Origin of the sequence: Flavobacterium inviolabile (assembly GCF_013389455.1) — a bacterium.
In the GTDB taxonomy this organism is placed as follows: Bacteria; Bacteroidota; Bacteroidia; order Flavobacteriales; family Flavobacteriaceae; genus Flavobacterium; species Flavobacterium inviolabile.
On sequence record NZ_CP058278.1, the window covers coordinates 3,771,610 to 3,792,362 of the forward strand.

The 20,753-nt window shown below is 39.5% G+C and carries 17 protein-coding genes; 6 read left to right on the forward strand and 11 right to left on the reverse strand.

The window, feature by feature from the left end:
• Nucleotides 1-172: 172 nt before the first annotated feature.
• From asnB to HW120_RS17080, 6 genes are all read right to left on the reverse strand, one after another.
• Nucleotides 173-1,792: an asparagine synthase B gene (asnB, locus tag HW120_RS17055; RefSeq protein ID WP_177735799.1), complete on the reverse strand. Its 1,620-nt coding sequence runs from the start codon at nt 1,790-1,792 to the stop codon at nt 173-175.
• Between the two features lie 273 nt (nt 1,793-2,065).
• Nucleotides 2,066-2,320, reverse strand: a complete 255-nt coding sequence (locus HW120_RS17060) for a DUF6576 domain-containing protein (RefSeq protein WP_177735801.1) — start codon at nt 2,318-2,320, stop codon at nt 2,066-2,068.
• Between the two features lie 29 nt (nt 2,321-2,349).
• Nucleotides 2,350-3,978 carry an amidohydrolase gene (locus HW120_RS17065; protein ID WP_177735803.1) on the reverse strand — a complete coding sequence of 543 codons (1,629 nt, stop codon included), beginning with the start codon at nt 3,976-3,978 and terminating at the stop codon, nt 2,350-2,352.
• A gap of 11 nt (nt 3,979-3,989) precedes the next feature.
• Nucleotides 3,990-4,439, reverse strand: a complete 450-nt coding sequence (locus HW120_RS17070) for a hypothetical protein (RefSeq protein WP_177735805.1) — start codon at nt 4,437-4,439, stop codon at nt 3,990-3,992.
• 125 nt (nt 4,440-4,564) lie between these two features.
• A complete protein-coding gene (locus HW120_RS17075; protein WP_177735806.1) occupies nt 4,565-6,319 on the reverse strand; it encodes a porin family protein in 1,755 nt (584 codons plus the stop codon).
• A gap of 42 nt (nt 6,320-6,361) precedes the next feature.
• Nucleotides 6,362-9,376, reverse strand: a complete 3,015-nt coding sequence (locus HW120_RS17080; protein WP_177735808.1) for a tetratricopeptide repeat protein — start codon at nt 9,374-9,376, stop codon at nt 6,362-6,364.
• 195 nt (nt 9,377-9,571) lie between these two features.
• Here HW120_RS17080 and HW120_RS17085 point away from each other — a divergent pair, with 195 nt between their 5' ends.
• From HW120_RS17085 to HW120_RS17105, 5 genes are all read left to right on the forward strand, one after another.
• Nucleotides 9,572-10,255 (forward strand): cell division ATP-binding protein FtsE, encoded by a 684-nt coding sequence (locus tag HW120_RS17085; protein WP_177735810.1) that lies wholly within the window; start codon nt 9,572-9,574, stop codon nt 10,253-10,255.
• A 6-nt stretch (nt 10,256-10,261) separates the two neighbouring features.
• Nucleotides 10,262-10,993: a glycosyltransferase gene (locus tag HW120_RS17090; RefSeq protein WP_177735812.1), complete on the forward strand. Its 732-nt coding sequence runs from the start codon at nt 10,262-10,264 to the stop codon at nt 10,991-10,993.
• Nucleotides 10,986-12,293, forward strand: coding sequence for a hypothetical protein (locus HW120_RS17095; protein WP_177735814.1), 1,308 nt, complete (start codon nt 10,986-10,988; stop codon nt 12,291-12,293). The genes HW120_RS17090 and HW120_RS17095 overlap by 8 nt, the downstream gene beginning before the upstream one ends.
• Before the next feature lie 108 nt (nt 12,294-12,401).
• Nucleotides 12,402-13,286, forward strand: a complete 885-nt coding sequence (locus HW120_RS17100; RefSeq protein WP_177735816.1) for a glycosyltransferase family 2 protein — start codon at nt 12,402-12,404, stop codon at nt 13,284-13,286.
• 8 nt (nt 13,287-13,294) lie between these two features.
• Entirely contained in the window at nt 13,295-14,218 is a 924-nt protein-coding gene (locus tag HW120_RS17105; protein ID WP_177735818.1) for a glycosyltransferase family 2 protein, read from the forward strand.
• Here HW120_RS17105 and HW120_RS17110 read toward each other — a convergent pair.
• Both HW120_RS17110 and HW120_RS17115 read right to left on the reverse strand, forming a co-directional pair.
• Nucleotides 14,204-14,614 carry a sugar 3,4-ketoisomerase gene (locus HW120_RS17110; RefSeq protein WP_177735820.1) on the reverse strand — a complete coding sequence of 137 codons (411 nt, stop codon included), beginning with the start codon at nt 14,612-14,614 and terminating at the stop codon, nt 14,204-14,206. The two genes, HW120_RS17105 and HW120_RS17110, sit on opposite strands and share 15 nt — an antisense overlap.
• Nucleotides 14,607-15,452, reverse strand: coding sequence for a glycosyltransferase family 2 protein (locus tag HW120_RS17115; protein WP_177735822.1), 846 nt, complete (start codon nt 15,450-15,452; stop codon nt 14,607-14,609). The genes HW120_RS17110 and HW120_RS17115 overlap by 8 nt, the downstream gene beginning before the upstream one ends.
• Before the next feature lie 44 nt (nt 15,453-15,496).
• Between HW120_RS17115 and HW120_RS17120 the strand changes: the two genes are divergently transcribed.
• Nucleotides 15,497-16,651: a glycosyltransferase family protein gene (locus HW120_RS17120; protein WP_177735824.1), complete on the forward strand. Its 1,155-nt coding sequence runs from the start codon at nt 15,497-15,499 to the stop codon at nt 16,649-16,651.
• Nucleotides 16,652-16,670: 19 nt separating this feature from the next.
• Here the strand turns inward: HW120_RS17120 and HW120_RS17125 are convergent, their stop codons facing one another.
• From HW120_RS17125 to HW120_RS17135, 3 genes are all read right to left on the reverse strand, one after another.
• Entirely contained in the window at nt 16,671-18,485 is a 1,815-nt protein-coding gene (locus HW120_RS17125; protein ID WP_177735826.1) for a S8/S53 family peptidase, read from the reverse strand.
• 2 nt (nt 18,486-18,487) lie between these two features.
• Nucleotides 18,488-19,417 (reverse strand): hypothetical protein, encoded by a 930-nt coding sequence (locus tag HW120_RS17130; RefSeq protein ID WP_177735828.1) that lies wholly within the window; start codon nt 19,415-19,417, stop codon nt 18,488-18,490.
• Between the two features lie 81 nt (nt 19,418-19,498).
• Nucleotides 19,499-20,749: an O-antigen translocase gene (locus HW120_RS17135; protein WP_246297011.1), complete on the reverse strand. Its 1,251-nt coding sequence runs from the start codon at nt 20,747-20,749 to the stop codon at nt 19,499-19,501.
• Nucleotides 20,750-20,753: the final 4 nt, after the last annotated feature.

Sequence of the window (20,753 nt, forward strand, 5' to 3'; positions counted from 1 at the left end):
GAAAACGCAGAGGATAATACACTAAAAATAACCCACATTAGGGTGTAAGTTATCAACAAAAAGGGTTTATAATCCTTAAAAAAGTCCTGTATTCCGCAATTCCCGAAATAAAAAAAACGCCGGCAAATTACCGGCGTTTTTCAAACAAACAAACTAATCACATATGAAAAGATCATACTTCGGCTTTTATCGTTGCAATCGTAGGATCGGCTTTAACGTGAGCGGTATTCGCCCGTCCGCTCGGATCCTGATTTTCCTGCCATTTCGGTATCCATTTACGAACTGTTTTGGCAGCACTTGCCTGAGGGAAATGCTTGTGAAAAATGGTTCTGTAGAAATACGCTTCTTTGGTGGCCGGTGTGTTGTGCGGAAACAATTCCGCTGCTTTTTCCATTTCCTGATCGGTTACCCGGGCAGAACCGTAAGCAATCAACTTATCGATCCAGTTGTAGCCCACCCCGTCTGAAAACTGTTCTTTCTGACGCCATAAAACACTTTCCGGCAAATATGGTTTTTCAGGAGTATCAAAGGCTTTTCGCAAAATGTATTTTTCAACACCGCCATAGGTCGCCGGTTGTTTTTCTTCCGGTTTTATTTTGATGGCCAGGTTTAAAAAGGCTTTATCTAAAAACGGTACTCTCGCTTCCAGTCCGTGTGCCATGGTCGACTTATCCGCTCTCAGCAAATCGGCAGTAGCCAGTTTCTGAACTCTTTCAATCGTTTCTTTCTGAAAATCTACAGCCGAAGGCGCGTTCCGGAAATACAGGTAGCCCCCAAAAATCTCATCAGCTCCTTCTCCTGACAGCACTACTTTGATCCCTTTTTCGGTTATGGCTCTGGAAAGAAAATACATAGGCGTACTGGCTCTGATAGAGGTCACATCATACGTTTCCAGATGCCAGATCAGGGTATCCAGTATTTCAATTCCTTCTTCTATGGTAAAATAGATTTCATGGTGTTCGGTTCCGAGGTATTCCGCTACCGCTCTTGCTGCAATTACATCGGGTGCATCGGCATCCAGCCCGATCGAAAACGAATGCAGTTTTTGTCCGCCGGCTTCCTGTATCAGCCGGGAAGCGATGGATGATGTCAGCGAGGAATCCAAGCCTCCGGAAAGCAATACACCTATCGGCACATCACTCATCAGTCTTTTTCGAACGGCTTCCGTCAGTGTTTCGCGGATTGCTTTTAAATCCAGTTTTTCAACCGCTTTGGTATGGTCTTCCCATTGCGGCTGGTAGTATTTTACAAACCCGGTTTTAGGGGAATAATAATGTCCCGGCGGAAAGGCGGCAAACGACTTGCACTGGTCTGCCAATGCTTTCATTTCGGAAGCAAAATAGATCGCCCCGTGTGCATCAATCCCGTAATATAACGGCTTTACGCCCAGCGGATCACGCCCGGCTATAAAATCATCGCCATCAATAACCACAAAGGCAAAAATTCCGTCGAGCATATCGCAAAATTCATAGCCGTATTCTTCATAAAGATGTACAATCACTTCCGAGTCGGAAGTTGTGCGGAAAGTATGGTGCTTTAAAACAGTATCACGCAGTTTCTGGTGATTATAGATTTCCCCGTTGTGAACCATCCACGCCGAACCGGTTCCCTGAATGGGTTGTTTTCCGGTATGCAAATCGACAATCGACAAACGCTCATGACTTAAAAAATGTCCTTTTTCGGTAAGGTGTAAATCACTTTCATCCGGTCCGCGATGGGACATTCTTTTCGACAATTGCTTTACCAATGCCGCTTCTGTCCCTTTTCCTATAACTGCTAATATCCCGCACATAACTTTATCTTTAATTGGTTATTATTACGAAACAAAATTGCCTTTATTAGTTTTAATTAAAAAGTAAAAACAATTATATAGTTATAATTTAAAACCAAAATAAGATACTTAGAGTTAAATCAAAACATAAAGCTTTCTTTACAGCATGTTTTGATTATAGATTATAATTTACTCCTGCCCGGTTCCGGGTTCACTTTAGTGTTTTTAAAATCAAAAAGCCCGGACGATTGTCGGGGCTTTGGCTATTACGGGGTTATTTTCCGTCAAAAGGATTTATTTTAATGTTTTGGAATAGTCTTCCAGCAGCTTCTTTTCGTCCGCATGGAGCGACTCCATTCCTTTCCGGCTTATTTTTTCAAGTATACGGTCGACTTCTTTTTGTTTGCGTACTTTTTCGGCATTATACCGTTCGTCAATGGTATAGTTCCGTTCCTCCGTATGCTGTTTCACAGAAGGATTTTCTTTATTTTTCTTCATAAAGAAATAGGTCACGCCCGAAAAAATCAAAATGATCGTTAATGTTATCATGTCTTTTGTAAATAAAATAACCGCACAATTTATTTGACCTGTTTTCCTTGTACAAAAGTGTTTACAGGCTGTACATACGGAATTCCGTCAATATCCATGGTCATAATGTCCACATCAAAAATAACAAAGTCCGCCCATTTTCCTACTTCCAGGCTTCCTTTTTCGTTTTCTTCAAAATCCGAATAAGCTGCCCAGATGGTCATTCCTTTTAAGGTTTGCTCCCTCGTTAGCGCATTTTCCATCTGAAATCCGTTATCCGGAAAGTTTTTCAGGTCTTTACGCGCCACTGCGGCATAGAACGTGTACATCGGGTTTACTTCTTCAATCGGGAAATCTGTTCCCAAAGCTATCAATCCGGCTTTTTCGAGCATGGTTTTATAGGCATACGAATATTTCAGCCGTTTTTTCCCCAGGCGGTCTTCTGCCCAGTACATATCGGAAGTGGCATGCGTAGGCTGCACGGAAGGAATGATTCCCAGTTTAAAATAGTCGAAATCCTGTTCTCTCATGATCTGGGCATGTTCTATTTTCCAGCGGCGATCCGGTTTTCCTTCCAGTACTTCTTTATAGATTTTCAGCAATACCGTATTGGTAGAGTCGCCAATAGCATGGGAATTCATCTGATAATCGGAACCGGCAATTTGCCGGGCTATTTCCCTAATGGCCGGAATTGGCGACAGCAATGCTCCAAATTGTTTCGGCTTGTCGGAATACGGCAGGTGCAAACAGGCTCCTCTGGAACCCAATGCGCCATCGCCCATAAATTTAAACGAACGGACATTCAGTTTGTCTGTTCTATAGATTCCCAATTGGGTATAATGGTCCACATTTTCGCGGGTAGCCATTACCATTGCATAAATGTTGATATCCAGAATTTTTTCCTGCTGCAAACTGTCGATCAAATCGATTACCTCTCTTTCCAATCCGGCTTCGTTAATGGTGGTCAGCCCGTATTTGAACATTTCTTTCTGAGCATCTACCAAAGCGCTGATCTGCGTTTTACGGGAAGGTTTCGGAATAATTGCCGAGATCAGTTCCATCGGGTTGTCTACCAGAATCCCGGTGAGTTTACCGTCTTTTATTTCGATCTGTCCGCCCTGGGTTTTGGTTTTGGTTGTAATACCTGCCAGTTCAAGTGCTTTGCTGTTAACAAGCATGGCGTGTCCGTCAATTCTGGTGAGCACAACTGGTGTATCGGGAAAGTGTTTATCCAACAGTTCTTTTGTTGGAAACTCCTTTACTTTCCAATCGTTCTGGTCCCATCCTCTTCCCAGAATAAAGGTTTGTTTTTTCTCTTTTTGAAAAGCCAGGATGCGGTCTATAATTTCCTGATAGCTTTGCGTTCCTCTCAGGTTAACCGCCTGCATGTTCATCCCCAGTCCGTAAAAATGGGCATGCGCATCATAGAATCCGGGATAGATGAATTTATCTTTGGCAACGATAACTTTCTTAGCACTGAATTTTTTAGCGATATCCGCTTTGTTTCCGATTGCAATTATTTTTCCGTCTTTTACCGCTAATGCTTCCGCCAATTGGAAGTCTTTATTTACCGTATAGATCTTCGCATCCGAAACAATTAAATCGGCTTCCTGCTTTTTTTGCGCATTTACCAGGGTTGTGACTGCACAAAAGGCAGCTATAATGTATTGTATCTTCATTCTTATTTTATTTATGCCACACTTTCGATAGTGTACCGGGAAGTATTGATTTCAAAGGTTTCGCCAACGGTTCCGCCCATCAGTTTATTCCCTAAAGGCGATTGGGGCGAAAGGGCAATAACGGTCGTGCCATCTATGGTTATTTTGGGCAGTGCCGCACTCATAAACAGGTACATTCCGTTTGCTTTAATCAGGCTCCCTACGGTTATTTTAGCCGTTACCAGCGTACCGTCTATTTTTTCAAGGATGGCTTTCTGGCTGATGGCTTCCTTGAGTTTTGCACTTAATTTTTCCTGTTCCAGATGCATCATGGACAGGGCGGTTTCGTGTTTGTCTCCTGCAGATCCTTTGGCATCATTTTGTGCATCTTCTGCCAATCCGGAAATCATGTCCCGAAAAACATCGATTTTGTCCTGTAATAAAACGATATGGTGTTGGAGTATTTTTTGTTTGAATGTCATTTTCAGGTATTACGGTGAAATACAAAGAAACAAAATATCTGATTTATTTTCAGGGAATCGCTTTAAAAACAAAAGTCCTGTAAAGCATGGTGCTTTACAGGACTTTTCGTAGTATGTTTTCCGGTTTAGAAATCGAATTTGTAGCTTGCCCCGATCAGGAACTGGAATCCCTGTACCGGATAGTTCAGCCAACGCTGGTAATTCTGGCTTGCCAGGTTATTCGCTTTCAGATAACCCGTAAGGCGTTGGTTGTGCTTGTAACCTACGTGGGCATTTAAGTCGAAATAACTATCCAGTGTTACCGTTTTAACTGTAGGCTCCGTTAGAGCGATGTCATTGTACAGGAACTGGTCTTTGCGTTCTCCAACAAAGAATATGTTGGTTCCGGCATACCATTTTTCAGTGATATTAAAATCGAAATCGGCTCCTACTTTAACTGTAGGCATATTCCATGCTTCCTGCAAATCGGTTGTAAAACTGTTGAAGGTACCGTTAATACCGAATGTTACGTTTTTAGAGAAGTCCATTTTCAATTCCCCGAAGAAGCTGATGGTTTTTAGCTTATCGTAAACCACTCCAAATGAGTTTCCGTACACATATCCTTCGGTATTAGTGTTCGCAGTGTCGTAAATATTGCTGGTAAAAAAGGCTTTATCATCGTCACTTTTATAGGAACCTCTCACGTTATAGGCTACATTATTTGCCAGTTTTCCTTTTAATCCCACATAGATATCATATTGCTCACTTGTGGGCGCAATAACTAAGTTAGGGGCTACAAACTGGTTTTCGCCTACGAAATCGGCATAGGTGTTTTGTTTTAATCCGCCTTCCGCTCCGGCATAGGCAATCATTACATCGCCAACAACTTTATAGGATGCTTTTACCTGCGGATAAATATAGAATTTGCCTTCGCTTTCATTATTCAGTTTACCAACGTTATAAAAAAGTCCGGCACCGGCCTGTACCGAAAGGTCGCCCTGCTGCAATAAGATACTTGGCTGTACTCCAAAATTCAGGTAGCTGTATTTCATTTCGCTTTCCGGAAGGTTGTAGTAGTCTTTTTCAAAATTTCCGCCCACATAATCCACTACAAAATCGGCTTTGAATTTCTGGTCTTTGAAATCAAAGTCAATTGACGGTTTTACAAAAAAGCGGTTTTCCGCACTTCCTTTGGCATCCCAGAATCGTTTGAATTGTAACGATGCTTCGTTGAAGTAGCTGTCTTTCATGCCCAGTCTTGCGCCCAGAGTTAGTGTCTGGTAGGTTTGCTGTGCATTCACACCGGCCATTGCCGCTTCATCAAACGGCAGGAAATCGGTTGGCAAGCCATACCAATTGTACAGTTGATGCTGGTACCCCAGATCGGCATTCCAGTTAAAATCCCGCTGCTTGCTTCCGTAAGTAAGGTCCAAAGATGTTTTGGAATATTTGTCATCCAGAATCACATCTTTAATACCACCCTGTGAAGACAGGTGGCGGAACATTCCGGCCACATATTCGGTATTGCTTAGGTTCTTCGTTACAAACAATTCTCCGTTCACCGTGGCGTAGTTTCCAAAGCCCAAGGTAGCGTAGTTGTTGTACAGTTTTTCTTTTTGCGCTTTGTCCACACCTGCCGCTTTCCCTTTGGATGGCGTAAAAGTGGACGCTACCGGAAAAGAGAAAATGTTGTACTGGATTTCTTTTTTCTGAGTATTGTCTTCATCCTCAATTGTCGGGGTTTCCTTTACTTTAAAAGCATCCGATATTGTAGGCGTATAGGGTTTTACTACGTTTACCACTTCTGTTCCCAGGTTTTCATCTTTTTTCTGAGCAAACAGGGCTTGCCCTCCTGTTAAAAGTAGTATTACTGCGATTTTATATTGAAATGTCTTTGTCATATTTTGAATATTTACTATTAAGACGCTGTTTTTTTTACAGGCTTAATTGGTAATTGATGAGTTACGTTTTGCTTCTTCCGACTTAATGAATGTTAGTTCTTTATTAGCTTCATCCACTACATCCTGGTAATTGGCGAAGTTTTTCACCACGCTTTCCAGTATGTAGGTTGCCTGGAAACTGTCTTTTAATCCGTAAAAGTTCTTAGCCATAATAATCAGTCCTTTTGCTCCAAAATATTTGTATCCGGAATAGTCTTTTGCCAGTTTCTGAACAGCAGTATTGGAGGCTTCAAATTTTCCGTCTTTGTTTTTAAAGTAGGCATCATAGTACAAGGCTTCCGCTGCCAGTTCTCCTTTGGCAATGGTCAGCAATTTTGCATAGGCTACTTTTGCTTTTGCCTCATCATTGGATTTGATAGCCGAACGGGCCACGATAATCTGGGCATCACTTTTAATTCTGTCTTCTATTTTGGAGTTTGCCAAAACTTTATCGGCATAAATTACCGCGTTCGGATAGTCTTTTTGCTCGTAATACGACTTCATCAGGTTGGATTGGGCAAAAGTGACGTTTTGCGGGAAGTCTGCTTCCGTTTCCAGTCGTTTTAAAACCGGAATCGCTTTTGCGTAATCGTTTTTCTTCAATACGATTTCCGATAGTCTTGCCAGGGATTGTTCAGTAAATTCGTTACGGGATTTTCCAATTACATATTCGTAGTTTGGAATGGCGTTATTGCCCAAACCTTCGGCAAAATAAGCCTGTGCCAGGTAGAAATTGGCTTTCAGGGCCGAAATTCCGTTCGGGAAATTAGCCAGATAGCTTGTAAATCCGGAGATTGCCGGTTTTAGGTTGTTTTGCAGGTATTGTTTTTCGGCTGCTTCATAGGATGTTTTATCCAGATCGGCATCGGTTACGTCCACAAAATCCAGTGTTTTCACCCAGGTTGCATATTCGTCTACTTTTCCGGTATCTACATAGATCAAACGGGCGGTGGAAACGGCTTCCAATGCTTCCGGTGTTCTCGGATATTCGGCAACTACTTTTTTCAGTTTTGTTAATGCCTGCTGGTCTTTTTCGGCGTTATAGTAAATCAGTCCCTGTCTTAAAATCGCTTTTGCAGCATACGAACTGGTTTTATAATCCGTAATCAGGCGCTCGTATGCCTGCAGCGCTTTATCGGTATTGTTAAGCGTTACATAGGTATTTCCTGACTCATACAGGGCATCATCGGCATATTTAGAATTTGGATAGGCTTTTAAAAAGGCGTTCAGTTCTTCTACTTTTTTATCATTTCTGGAAACAAATCCGTATGAAATGGCTTTCTGGAAGTAGGCATAATCCGCATCCACACTTTTCAGGTCGATTACCTTATTGTAGGCCTCCATAGCCGGCCAGTATTTTGTTGTCACGAAATAGCTGTCACCCATTCGCAGATAGGCATCATTTAAACGAACCTTATCGTCTTTGGCCATATTGATGTATTCCTGGAAGTATTTTGCCGCCTGTTCGTATTCTTTCGTTTTGAAATAGGTATAGGCTAAATCGTAATTGGCATTTTTATATTCGGGTGTGCCTTTTGCTTCCGCACTCCCTAAAAACTGTTTAAAGCTGATCAATGCCTCACTAAACTGATTCAGCACATATTCCGTTTCCGCTTTCCAGAAAGTTGCCCGTGTGGTAAATTTAGCATCTCTTTGTTCTGCGATTGATTTTTTGAACAGCGCCAGTGCTTCATTGTAGTTTCCGTCTGTATACAACTCCAATCCCCTGTAAAACGTTACTTTCTGATACGCCAGTTTGTTTTCCGGAGTTTTGCTCTTTTCCAGCAGTACCAAAGCTTCTTTATAGTTTTTGGAGGTGATATACGAGTTGATCAGCAGGGATTCTATTTCCTGTTTATAGGAAGTATTCGGGTATTTGTTCAGATACGCCATCAGTACTTCCGGCACACTTTGGTACGGATTCCCGATATCGTAGCTCAGTTTGGCATAATTCAGATAGGCATCTTCCTGGATCTTGGTATCAAATTCCATTTCGGAGGCATTTTTGAATGCATTTAAGGCCTGTTGTTTTTTATCGGTTTTCAGATAACTTTCTCCCAGATGGTAGTATGCATTTTGCGCTACAACATCCTGACCGTTGATGATTTTATTGAACTGCGCAATGGCATTTTCATAATCTCCGGCTTTGTAATAGGCATACCCCAGCTGGTAAAAATCGGTGTTGTTCCACTTTCCTTTTTTTCCTTTGTATTCCAAAAGGTACGGAAGGGCTTTATCGTACTGTTTCAGGTTGAAATAACTTTCGCCGATAATTTTGGACAGTTCGGATTTTTCGTTGGCATCCGATTTTGACAATTGCGGGATACCCAGATCGATCGCTTTCTGGAAATTCCCAAGCTTAAAGTTCATATCCGACTGAAAGTAGGACATTTTCTCTTTGTATTTATCTTTATCGGCTACCTGGTCGAAATACTGATTGGCATCTTTATAGTTATCCGTTTCATAGGCCATATAGCCTAAATAGTATTTCGCCTGCGAGCCGTATTCTTTGGAATTAACCACTTTATTGAAGTATTTTTCGGCTTCTTTTTTATTTTTTGCGGTGAAATAGCTGTATCCTTTCTGGAAATTGTAGCGTTCCTTATCGCTTACTGTCATGGCATTTTCATCCACTTTATCAAACCATTTCAATGCCTGAACATAATTTCCCTGGTCAAAATAATAATGGGCCACTTCAATATAGGCCTGATTTTGTTTGGTACTCGTTGGATAGTCTTCTACAAAATCTTCCATTAACTGGTCTGCCCCTGTCTGTTCCAGTCGAATCGCACAATTAGCGCTGTAGTAAGCACAATCCGCTTTTACATCGGTGTTTGCATTGTTGCTTTTCACCCGGTCAAAAAGAATCTGAGCCGCCTGATATTGTTTGTCTTTATAAAGCGTTAGCGCTCTTTGATAATCGACTAAATCATGGGTATAGATGTTGGATTGTTGTGCAGCAAGATTCATTGCACCTAATGTGAGAGAAATAAATAACAGCCTATCTAATTTTCGCATTGTTTCTTTTTTTAAAAATCAAATATATCAAAATATACTTGTATTAACGTGGGTCTACTTTTGTTTATTGCAAGAGTTTCCCACAAAAACCAAACCAAATAAATTCTTTCAAAAATAAAATCGGCTTAATTTTTATTTTAAATTTTGATTGAGTATGTTTACTTATTACTTTTACCAAAATAAAACATTCTGATTATGTCGCAAACGATTCTTTCCCTAAAAGATGTAACTATTTATCAAGAAAATAATGTGGTTTTAGCCAATGTGAATCTCGATGTAAAAAATGGTGATTTCATTTATATCATTGGAAAAACAGGTTCCGGGAAAAGTAGTTTTATGAAAACGTTATATGCCGATCTGCCTTTAACGGAAGGTGAAGGAACGATTGTAGACTATGATCTGAAGACTTTAAAAGAGAAAGATATTCCTTACTTAAGACGTAAGTTAGGGATTGTTTTCCAGGATTTTAAATTGCTTCCGGACCGAAATGTTTTTGACAATCTTGAGTTTGTTTTAAAAGCAACCGGCTGGATTGAAAAAGAAGAAATGCGGGTACAGATTGATGAAGTGCTGGACAGAGTGGGCATGAAAAATTTCAGTAAAAAAATGCCGCATCAGTTATCCGGAGGAGAGCAGCAGCGTATTGCAATTGCAAGAGCATTGCTGAATGATCCGGAATTAATCCTTGCCGATGAGCCTACCGGAAATCTGGATCCTCAAACGAGTGTGGAAGTGATGGAAGTTTTAAAGAAAATCAACCAGAACGGAAAAACGATCCTGATGGCTACCCACGACTATGCTTTATTGATGAAATACCCGTCTAAAACACTGAAATGTGAAGACCAAACGTTGTTTGAAGTAGTTCAGAGAACGGTTTAAAATATCATGAAGATACCCAAAGCATTATTGATAATCCCGTTTTACAATGAAAGCGAGCGCATTGCAATACATGACTATACCACGGCCTTTCAGGAATATGCTTCAACCGATTTTTTATTAGTTAATGACGGCAGTACCGATACTACTGCTTCCGTTTTAATGGCTTTTCAGCAGGCATACGCTAATGTGAGCACACTGCTTTTGCCGGAAAATGCTGGAAAAGCAGCAGCAATCCGCACCGCTGTTCTGAATGCGCCAACGAATCAATATGCCTATATCGGTTATCTTGATGCCGATTTAGCCACACCCATAACGGAACTGATTAAAATGCTTGCCTTTGCCGGTGAAAATCCGGAGTATCATTTTATTATGGGAAGCCGTATTAAAAAAATGGGAAGCCAGATTGTACGCTACCAGTACCGTCATTATTTCGGACGTGTTTTTGCAACAATCGTCAGCAATTTTATTTTAAAAACGCCCATTTACGATACACAGTGCGGTGCAAAAATAATCGATCGGCAGTTAGCCGTACAATTATTCGAACAGCCTTTCCTGACCCGATGGCTTTTTGATGTGGAACTGCTTTTACGGTATAAAAAAGGGAATAAAAATTTCACCAACCAGGTATATGAATACAGTTTAAATACCTGGATTGAAAAAGGAGCCAGTAAAATTACCCTGAAAGATTTATTCGGCTTTCCTTTTCAGCTGCTCAAAATTTACCAAAAATATGATTAAAAGGCTTTTAAATCTTGCTTTAAAAAATCCCGTTAGTGCTTTGATCCTGTCGGGTATTTTAATCCGTATTTTTATTATCAGCCTTTACCAGCACATTACCATATTTCCCGATTCTGAAGGGTATATCGAATTAGCCGATCTATTGGCAAACAACCAGCTTTCCGGTTATAACGGACAAAGAAGTCCGGGATATCCGTTGCTTTTGGTATTGGCCGGAAATAGTTTAAGTCTTACCGTTTTACTGCAATTTATACTTGGTATTTTCAGCTGCATACTGGTTTACAGGAATGTACTGCTTTTAAAGTTCAGCCCTGAGAAGTCGTTTTTTATAGCGCTGTTCCTGAACAGTATTTTACATGTGCTTTTTTATGAAACGGCAATCCTGACCGAATCCCTCACTTTTTTCGTGATCACGCTGATTTTCTATATTTATCTGAAGTATTTTTTTGAGAATTGTTCGTTAAAAATGATGTTTTTGCTGAGCTTTTTGTTTGGCTTCCTGGTGCTGATCAAGCCTTTTTATTTTTTCCTGCCTTTTCTTTTCTATGCTTTTTCTGTACTGAAAGGTTTTACGCTCCGCCGGATCATCAACAAAAGAATCGTTATCCTGATCTTTCCGCTGATGTGTTTCTTCGGCTGGTCCTATGTCAATAAAATCAATACCGGTTATTTTGTTCCTACAACCTTTTACGGCATAAACATTGCACAGAACTGTGTGCATTTTGCCGAAAAAACGCCTGATAAATACAAAACAATCCGCGATATCTACGTGAAGCACCGTGAGATCGCAAAAAAAGAGAACAAAGATGTTTCGATGAGCATCTGGTATGCTTACGACGAGCTGATTGCTACGACCGGCTTATCTTTTGTTGATTTATCCTATCAGTTAAACGAATTCAGCAAAGAAGCCATTCGCGACAATCCGAAGGAATATTGCTACCAGGTACTGGTTTCCTGGGCCGATTTCTGGAAAGTAGATATGTACTGGAATTACCGCGATTTTAAAGTTCCTTATTCCAACAAGTTTTTTATTGGCATCTGGTATATCCAAAGTACGGTATTGCAGTTCCTGAAAATTGCTTTTATACTGCTCATTCCCGTTCAGCTTTATAATTTCCTGCGCAACCGGAAAATAACACATGAACTGGTGATTACCCTGATCATTTTATGTACATCAATCCTGCAGGCAATTGTAACCTACGGAACGAATGCAAGGTTCAGCTATCCTTTTGAGTTTTTAATGGTACTGGTCGTGTTTTTGTATTTCGAGAAAAAGAAGTTTAAAATCAAAGCCGGATAATCCGCAATAGCGTAAAGTCTTATCGGCAGCCTGTTCTTTCCCTTTTAGTGGCCCGGATTATTAAAAAAAGTACTTTATTTGTAAAATTATCGTCCATTACCATTCATCATGCTCTCAATACTTATCCCAATATACAATTATGATATCAGCAAATTAGTTGACGCTATTGCCGGACAGGGAAAAGTCATAAATATTCCCTTCGAAATAATCGGCTGGGATGATTGTTCCAATGATGAAAACAGTACCGCTAAAAACAGTTCTTTAGCAGACAAATATTCTTGTTTCCGTTATTATAAAAATGAGAAAAACTTAGGCCGTACGCACACCCGTAATTTACTTGCTGAAAAAGCAGAATATGACTGGCTATTGCTGCTTGATGCTGATGTATTGCCGGTTTCGGACACTTTTCTGCTAAACTATATCAATGCGATCAGTAAGTCTAACGATGTGGTTTTCGGAGGCTACCAATATGCCCGTACGCATGATGATGCCGCAACACACCTGAGATGGAAATTCGGTACATACCGGGAGTCGCATGCTGCTATTGTCAGAAATGAACGGCCTTATCATTATATCTTTTCCGGAAACCTGATGATCCGCAAGGCTGTTTTTCGTTCGATAGCATTGCCCAATGAGAATTTTTACGGTATGGATAATTATTTCTCCTACCAGCTCTACAAACAGCAGCGAACTGTTTTTCATATTAACAATCCGATATGGCATTTAGGATTAGAAAAAAATGAGGTGTTTTTCTCGAAATCACTGGAATCCGTTAGAATACGAAAACACTATCTCCCTGATTTGGTTGGGAATGAAGATATCAATTCGTTATTGAAAAACTACCGCATGCTGAAACGTTTTTACCTCGACGGCATTGTTAAATTAGGCTTTTTGCTTACGGAACCGCTGCTAAAAAAAATGATTTTAGGGAAGAAATCAAACCTGTTCTGTTTTGACTTATACCGTTTGGGTTATATTTGTTCTTTAAAGTGATTCCGGGCATGGCTTTTTTTTCGATAATCATACCGCTCTATAACAAACAGGACTATATTGAAAACACCTTAAAAAGTATTTTCAATCAGACCTTTACTGATTTTGAAATCATCATTGTTAATGACGGCTCTACCGACAACAGCTATAATCTTGTCCAATCATTATCCGATAAAAGGATACGGTTGTTTTCTACTGAAAACCGCGGTGTTTCTGCAGCCAGAAACTTTGCCATGAGCAACGCTACCGGAGAATATTTTGCCTTTATGGATGCCGATGATTTCTGGTATCCGCAGCATCTGGAAAAAATTGCCTATACCCTATCAAAATACAATCACCTGAGCGTTTTTACGACCTTACTGGAAGTGGAAACCCAAAATGGTGTTTTTCCCGGCAATTACACTCATCTTTCCGAAGCCGAAATTCAGGAAGTCGATTTATTTGAAACCAGTCTTGCCCGTACTATTCTATCGGGTTCTACAACTGTTATCCATAAAAATGTCCGTCAAAAAATAGGTCCTTTCAACGAGCAGTTGTCCAACGGTGAAGATACCGAGTACTGGATCCGCATAGGATTTAACTATAAAATAGGGGTTTACAATGCCATTACCGCCCGGCACGTTTATGTATCCGGAAGCTTGTCCCATCATACCTTTGATATGAAAAAGCATTGTCATTTTGAGCAGTTTGCCGAAATGGAAAAAAATAATCCGCCGGCCAAAAAAATGATCGATATCAATCGTTTTTCATTAGCCCTTCAATGCAAGATCAATCGGGACACCGAAAACTACCGCATGCTGACAAACAGCATTAACAGGGAAAGCCTGTCGGCGAAACAGCATTTGTTGCTGCGCCTTCCGCCGCAAATATTAGTTTTACTACAGCAATTCAAAGGGTTTCTGGAACGAAAGAATATCCGTTTAACGGCTTTTTGATTCCAAAAAGTCCTTGTATTCGCGTATATAATCTTCTTCGGCAAAAACATCGGAAGAAACCACCAGGCATATTGCTCCTGAAGAAAAATTTTCCAGTTCACGCCAGATACCTTCCCGGATCAGCAGGCCTTTATCCGGTCTGTTTAGCGTTACTTTTTCTTTGTGGCTGCCATTATCCAGAACCACGTCAAAACTGCCGCTAAGCGCTATTAAAAACTCTTTTTGCTCAATATGCGAATGTCCGCCGCGATATGCCCCGCTCGGAACGTCAAACAGATAATAGATACGCTTTACTTCAAACGGTACCGTGTTTTTCTCAATAACCGCAAGATTCCCTCTGGGGTCTGTTATTTTAGGAATATCGATAAATACTGCTATGGGTGTATTCTTATTCATATACTTTATCTGCTTTCGTATTAAGGAGAAATTTATAGTCTTTAATTCCTCTTAAACCTACTAAAAATTTTGATTTAATCTGTGCTAATGGGGTATAATTTTTCCGGATCAGGAAGAACATATACTTTAGAAGATAGTAATAGGCGCCAAAACCAAACCGCTTGTAAAATCCGGCCATTTTCGCATAGATCAGCCTGTCGGAAGCCACTTCATCACTGGAGGAATAGCTTTCATGCACAACAATGGTTTCCGGGCAGAAAAACAGTTTCAAACCACTATAAAATGCCCGGCGAAGAAAATACAGCGTTTCGGCATCTTCAAATTTTGCTCCCAGACCAAACCACTCGTTATACACACAATTCTTTGCCTGTAGCGCCTCCCGGTTTGCCGTAACTTCAATGGACAGTATTTTATTGAGCTTCCGGCTGTTCAGTTCCTTCCCTTCTGCCGGGTATTTACTGTACAGTTTACCCTCTTTGGTCTGGGTCCGGAAACAGATAATGGAAGCTTCCGTATTGTTATTATAAGCCTGAATGATCTTTTGCTGAAAATTTTCCGGGTAAATCACATCGTCATCGGCAATCAGTACAATTTTTCCAAGCGCGTTTTGAAGTGCCAGGTTACGGCTTTTTGAAAGTCCTCTTTCAAACGAATTGATCACCCTTACATTTGGATAATCGGAGTGTAGCAAACAGTTTTCATCCGTCTGATTAACAATCAGCAGCCGAAAACCGGTATAAGAAGCAAACGGAAACAGCTGATTTAAGAAATCCAGTGAATTGCGATTCATCGTGGCAATCAAAATTTCTAAATCTTCATTTTTAAATGCGTTCTCCAATTTGTTTTTATATTTACACAAATATAAAAATTTCTACATCGGTAATGAAAATACTTTTAATTGGCGAATACAGCCGGCTTCACAATTCTTTAAAGGAAGGACTGTCTGCTTTAGGACATGACGTTACTTTAATCGGTTCCGGAGATAATTTCAAAAATTATGATGTAGATTTTTCGCTCCGCGCTCAGTTTACAACCCGTTATTGGGTAGTCCGGAAATTCAAGAATGCGGTTTACCGGTTTACCGGTTTCGACCTGGAAAAGACCGAACGGGCCATCCGCTTTTATTTTCTCCTGCCCAAACTGAAAGGTTTCGACCATATTCAGCTGATTAATTCCGATGCACTAGAAACACATCCCAAAGCAAGTTTATGGCTGTACAAAAAGTTGTTCTCCCAAAACAGAAACAGTGTTTCCCTTTTGGTTTGTGGTGATGAAACGGCTGTGAACGACTATTTGCTTAAAGACGAACTCCGCTATTCGGTATTAACCCCCTATCTGCAAGACCGTTCGTTACAAAAACAGTTCGCATTTTCTTTAAAATATACCCGTCCCGATTACCGGAAAGTATTCAACTGGCTGACAACTCATTGCAATAGCATAATTGTTTCCGATATGGATTATAAGATTCCGATGGAAGCAATGCAGTATTCCGTTGCTTTTATTCCGAATCCGATCAATACCGATACGCTTTTATTCCGGGAAAACGAGATCAGCGGCAAGGTGGTCATCTTTTTAGGGATCAACAGGCTCAGTTATATCAAAAAGGGCATTTCCTATTTTGAAGAGGCACTGGCCATTATCCAGCAACGATTCCCGGAACAGGTGGAACTGCTCATTACCGAAAACGTTCCTTACAGCACCTATATCAATTCCTATAACCGCGCCCATATCGTACTGGACCAGGTGTACGGATTCGACCAGGGATATAATGCCCTGGAAGCGATGACCAAAGGAAAAGTGGTCTTTACCGGAGCCGAATCAGAGTTTACCGCCTATTTCCACCTCCATGAAAAAGTAGCGATCAATGCAACGCCTGATGTTGACGAGCTTGTAAATGAATTAACCTGCCTGATTCAAAATCCGGAAGAGATTACCGCAATTGGAAAAAGAGCCCGTTCTTTTATTGAAAAGGAGCACCATTATAAAATGATTGCTGAGAGGTATATTTCCGAATGGAAAAAAAAGAAAGAGAAGTAAATTACTTCTCTTTCTTTCATTATTTTTTCATGAATTTAATTGTTTCATTATAACTATCACCCAGCATTTTTACCAAATACATTCCGGCAGATAAATTAGAAACATTTACGTCAAAAGTTGTTCCCTTTTGTACAGAACTGTAAACTAATTTTCCATAAATATCATAAATTTCTAAAACAATTTCCTCTTTTGTTTCTGAACTTAAACTAATTGTAAAAGAGCCGTTATTTGGATTAGGGTATAAATTAGTTAAGTTTCCTAATCCTGTATTTACATTTTTATCAAGATTACGCTGTTTTGGATTTATTTGTGTTGGCACATTACAGATTTCATTAACAGATTTCACTTTCAAGTCAACAAATCCTGTACTACCTGGATAATAATCGCCACTTAAAATTTCAATATTATTTCTAGAAGTAAAATCAAGTGTTGCATTACCGGTGACATAATTATCCTGCATCTTAATTTTATAAGGGGCTGTCCTTAGATTAAAATCCCATCTATCAATTATTCTATTCTTTACCTCAACCGTCCCCAAAGGTAATCCCATATCTTTTGCCATTTTTACTGCTTGGTAAGCATCTAATCTTCCTGCTCCTAATCTCCCCAAATATGGTAAGTTATCTGGAATCGTATCATTTTTAAAAGCTGTCAATTTTAAAATACTTTCAATTTCATCTGGAAAAAGACACGGATTAATCCCAAACATTAAACCAACGGTACCGGTAACCATAGGTGCAGAAAAAGAAGTTCCTCCTCCATAAGCATAAGTTGCCGTATTATTTGAATAGGCCCCTCCGGTTAATATGTTTCTACCTGGAGCTGATAAATCCACATTAATATTATGGGTTCCGTTATAAGGAGGATATGGGTTCAAATGTACATCTTTCCAGTTTTTAGGCTCCGTTCCCGCTGTACCAATATTAAATTCATGCCCAACAACTGTTACAGAAATAACATGATTTAATGATGCCGGATAATGATCTATATCCGGGCCAAGAGAACAGCTATGCTGTCCATTACCAGCAGCAGCAACAAGTACAACTCCACTATTCCAAACCTGATCAATTATTAATTGCCCATATTGAGACTCTAAAGGCAGTTTATTACAGCTCCCCCAACTCATATTAATGACTCTTGCTCCACTATTTGCGATAGGGATAAGTGCTGAAAATCCCTCCCCAGATTTTATAGTTGCGTTAAATCCCATCGCTGCCATCCCGACACCATTATCTGTCGCCGCGCCGGCAATTAGTCCTACCTGCGTTCCATGTCCCATTGATAAAGCTGAAGGATTGGATCCAATTACATTAACGCTTTTTCCCAACAGATCTTCATGGCTCACGTTCATCTGTTCCGCTATACCAATAGCCACATTATTTGCCTTAGAGATGTCCCAAGCTTGGGGAGCACCAACAAAACTAAGTTCTGGCTGTGCCATCGCAGAACTTCCAGAAACCACCATATCATTTGGAATATACAATAGTTCAATAGGCCTTATCGCTTCATGTCTGCCAAAATAACTACTGTAATCAGCTTCAATTTTTTCAATTAAAGCAGGATTGCACCCAATTACATATACAACTTTCAGTAATTCGCTATTTGCTCCTGGAAACGCCAGTTTAAAATCCGTTACTGTATAATTGCTGAATAATTCTGTTAACGTTACATCTTTAAAGTTTAAAGAGATTTTTCCATTTTGTGCAATTACTTTAGGTACATTATTGAGATTCGGAATCTCAAGATAATAAGCCTTTATTTCTTTATCGCCTTGTGAATATAAATCTGAGGTAATAAAAAATATAACTAAAAATATTAATAAATGCTTTTTCATGATTAGTCTTTCTTTAATTGACTTTTCACAGCTTGCAATTCTTTATTCATTTCAATTATATACAAAGTAAGTTCCTCTACTTTTTGCAGTAATAATTTATTCATCTCACCTAATTCTATTCCATTTTCTTCTACCTCTTTAGCAGATGGGATATCTTTTAAATGTCCTTTTTCTTTAATATGTTTTTCCACTTGTTGCAAAGTAGGTAAATTATAATCCGACTCAAAAACATAATCTGCCCAAGTAGTATATACTTTTACCCTATGTGCTCTTACGGCTCCATTAACCGATAACCTGTAAGTATCAACACCATCAGTGAAATTACTAGACCCAATTCCTATATTAGCATCAGTTAATATATTCCCTTCAATTTTTGAGCTTCCTCTAACCACAAACTTATGTTGTGGCAAATAATCTCCAAAACCACCTATCACTACTCTCGAATTTGTCTTAGGAAAATGCATATATACATTATCATTTCCATCTTCAAAAATTTTCATTGTTTCCTGTTGCGCTTTATTCAACATAATCATCTGGGTATTCCCGCCTGTTTCAGCAATAAATCGGTACCTTCCAAAATTACCTCTATCTTCTATACCAAAATAAACCGACGATTTAGTATCAAAATTGGATTTAGGAAAATCAAAATATTTTAATGTTCTCCATGTTGTAGATCCGTTAACCAATTGACCAAAATTCAATACAGAAGATTTATTAAATCTTTCATCTGCATTTATAAAGTTTTGTCCGTCAGGTAAATTTTGATCTGCAGTCACTGAAGTGGCTCTAACATTTCCAATCACTTCTAATTTTGATTGAGGAGAAGTAGTTCCTATTCCTACGTTTCCATTGATTGGAAAAACATTATTCTGTGCTTTCAAAACCGATACAGACAACACAGAAATCAAACTAATAAGTAAATACTTTTTCATTTTTTTTATTAAGGTTAGTATCACAAATAAACTTAATATTTCAAACAAAAAGCACAAAATGAGAATATTTATACATTAATATTAGTGTTTATTCCTAAAATAAACACCCAAAACACATAAATAAACAAAATACGTTATCGTATGCCCTATAACCACTCCTTTGATACCAAAAGCGTTGATACAGTAAATGCTGGCGATATAAAGAATCAGCAGTGAGGTAATCTCGGTAATGATAAAATCCCTGGTGAGCTTTTTTGCAAAAAACTGCATACCCAGGATAAGCGAAGCACCTTTAAAAAAGTCACCGGCCAATTGCCAGAAAAACAATTCGGAAACCGGTTTAAAATCAGCTGTAAACAGCAGAGTAATCAGAAAATCCTTTAGCCCGTAAACCAGTAACAGTCCTAAACCAAACAACGGCATAATGGTTTTATAATAGCTCCAAAACACTTTTTTCGTTTCGGTATTATCCTGTGCTTCGACCAGTTTCGGTAAGAAATACACCGATAATAAAGTCCCGATAAACATTAAATAATAGGACGATATCCGGCTTATCGCTTCCCAATATCCGGCTTCTTTGATCCCAATCGTTTCAATAACATTATTCCGTATTGCCAGATACACCAAAGGTCCGGCAAAGCCCGAAACCAATGTCATTAAAGTATAAGACGACATTAACCGGATAACTCCGGAATCAAATGACCGGTAAGTTATATTTTTCAGAAACGCATATTCTTTATTGATGTAATAAAACGAAACGAAAAACAGTAAAGACGGCGTGAGCACAACCGACAATAAAGCCCCGAAAGTCCGGAACTGGCTGATCAGTACTACAGATAACAGCAATCCGATCAGGTTGCCGAATATTGCGATATAAATCACCCGTTTAAACTGCCCGAGACCATTAATGATCGAAACCAGCAATACATTTACTATATACCAGGGCAAGGCCAATGCCAGTACCTTAAAAATAGCTTTATATTGAAAACTGCTTCCAAACAAACGGGTATTCCAGTAATCTGCTCCGAAAAACAGGATTAAACTGATTGCCAATGCGGTAAACACCAAGGTTATAAAAACCGTTGAAATGATCTTTTTCAGCGCCTCATTATCCTCTTTATTTTCGGCTACATATTTTACCGTTCCGTTTTGAAATCCAAGGGTAGCAACCGTTTCTATTGATGACAGGAAGTTCCGGAGATTCCCCACGAGCGCCATGCCGTTCGGCCCTACGAAAACAGCAATAATTTTTGAAGTAATCAGTCCTATGCCTATTTTCAATAATACGCTGATACTGTTTAAAGAGGTTACTTTAAACAAGGTGGACTTCAATATT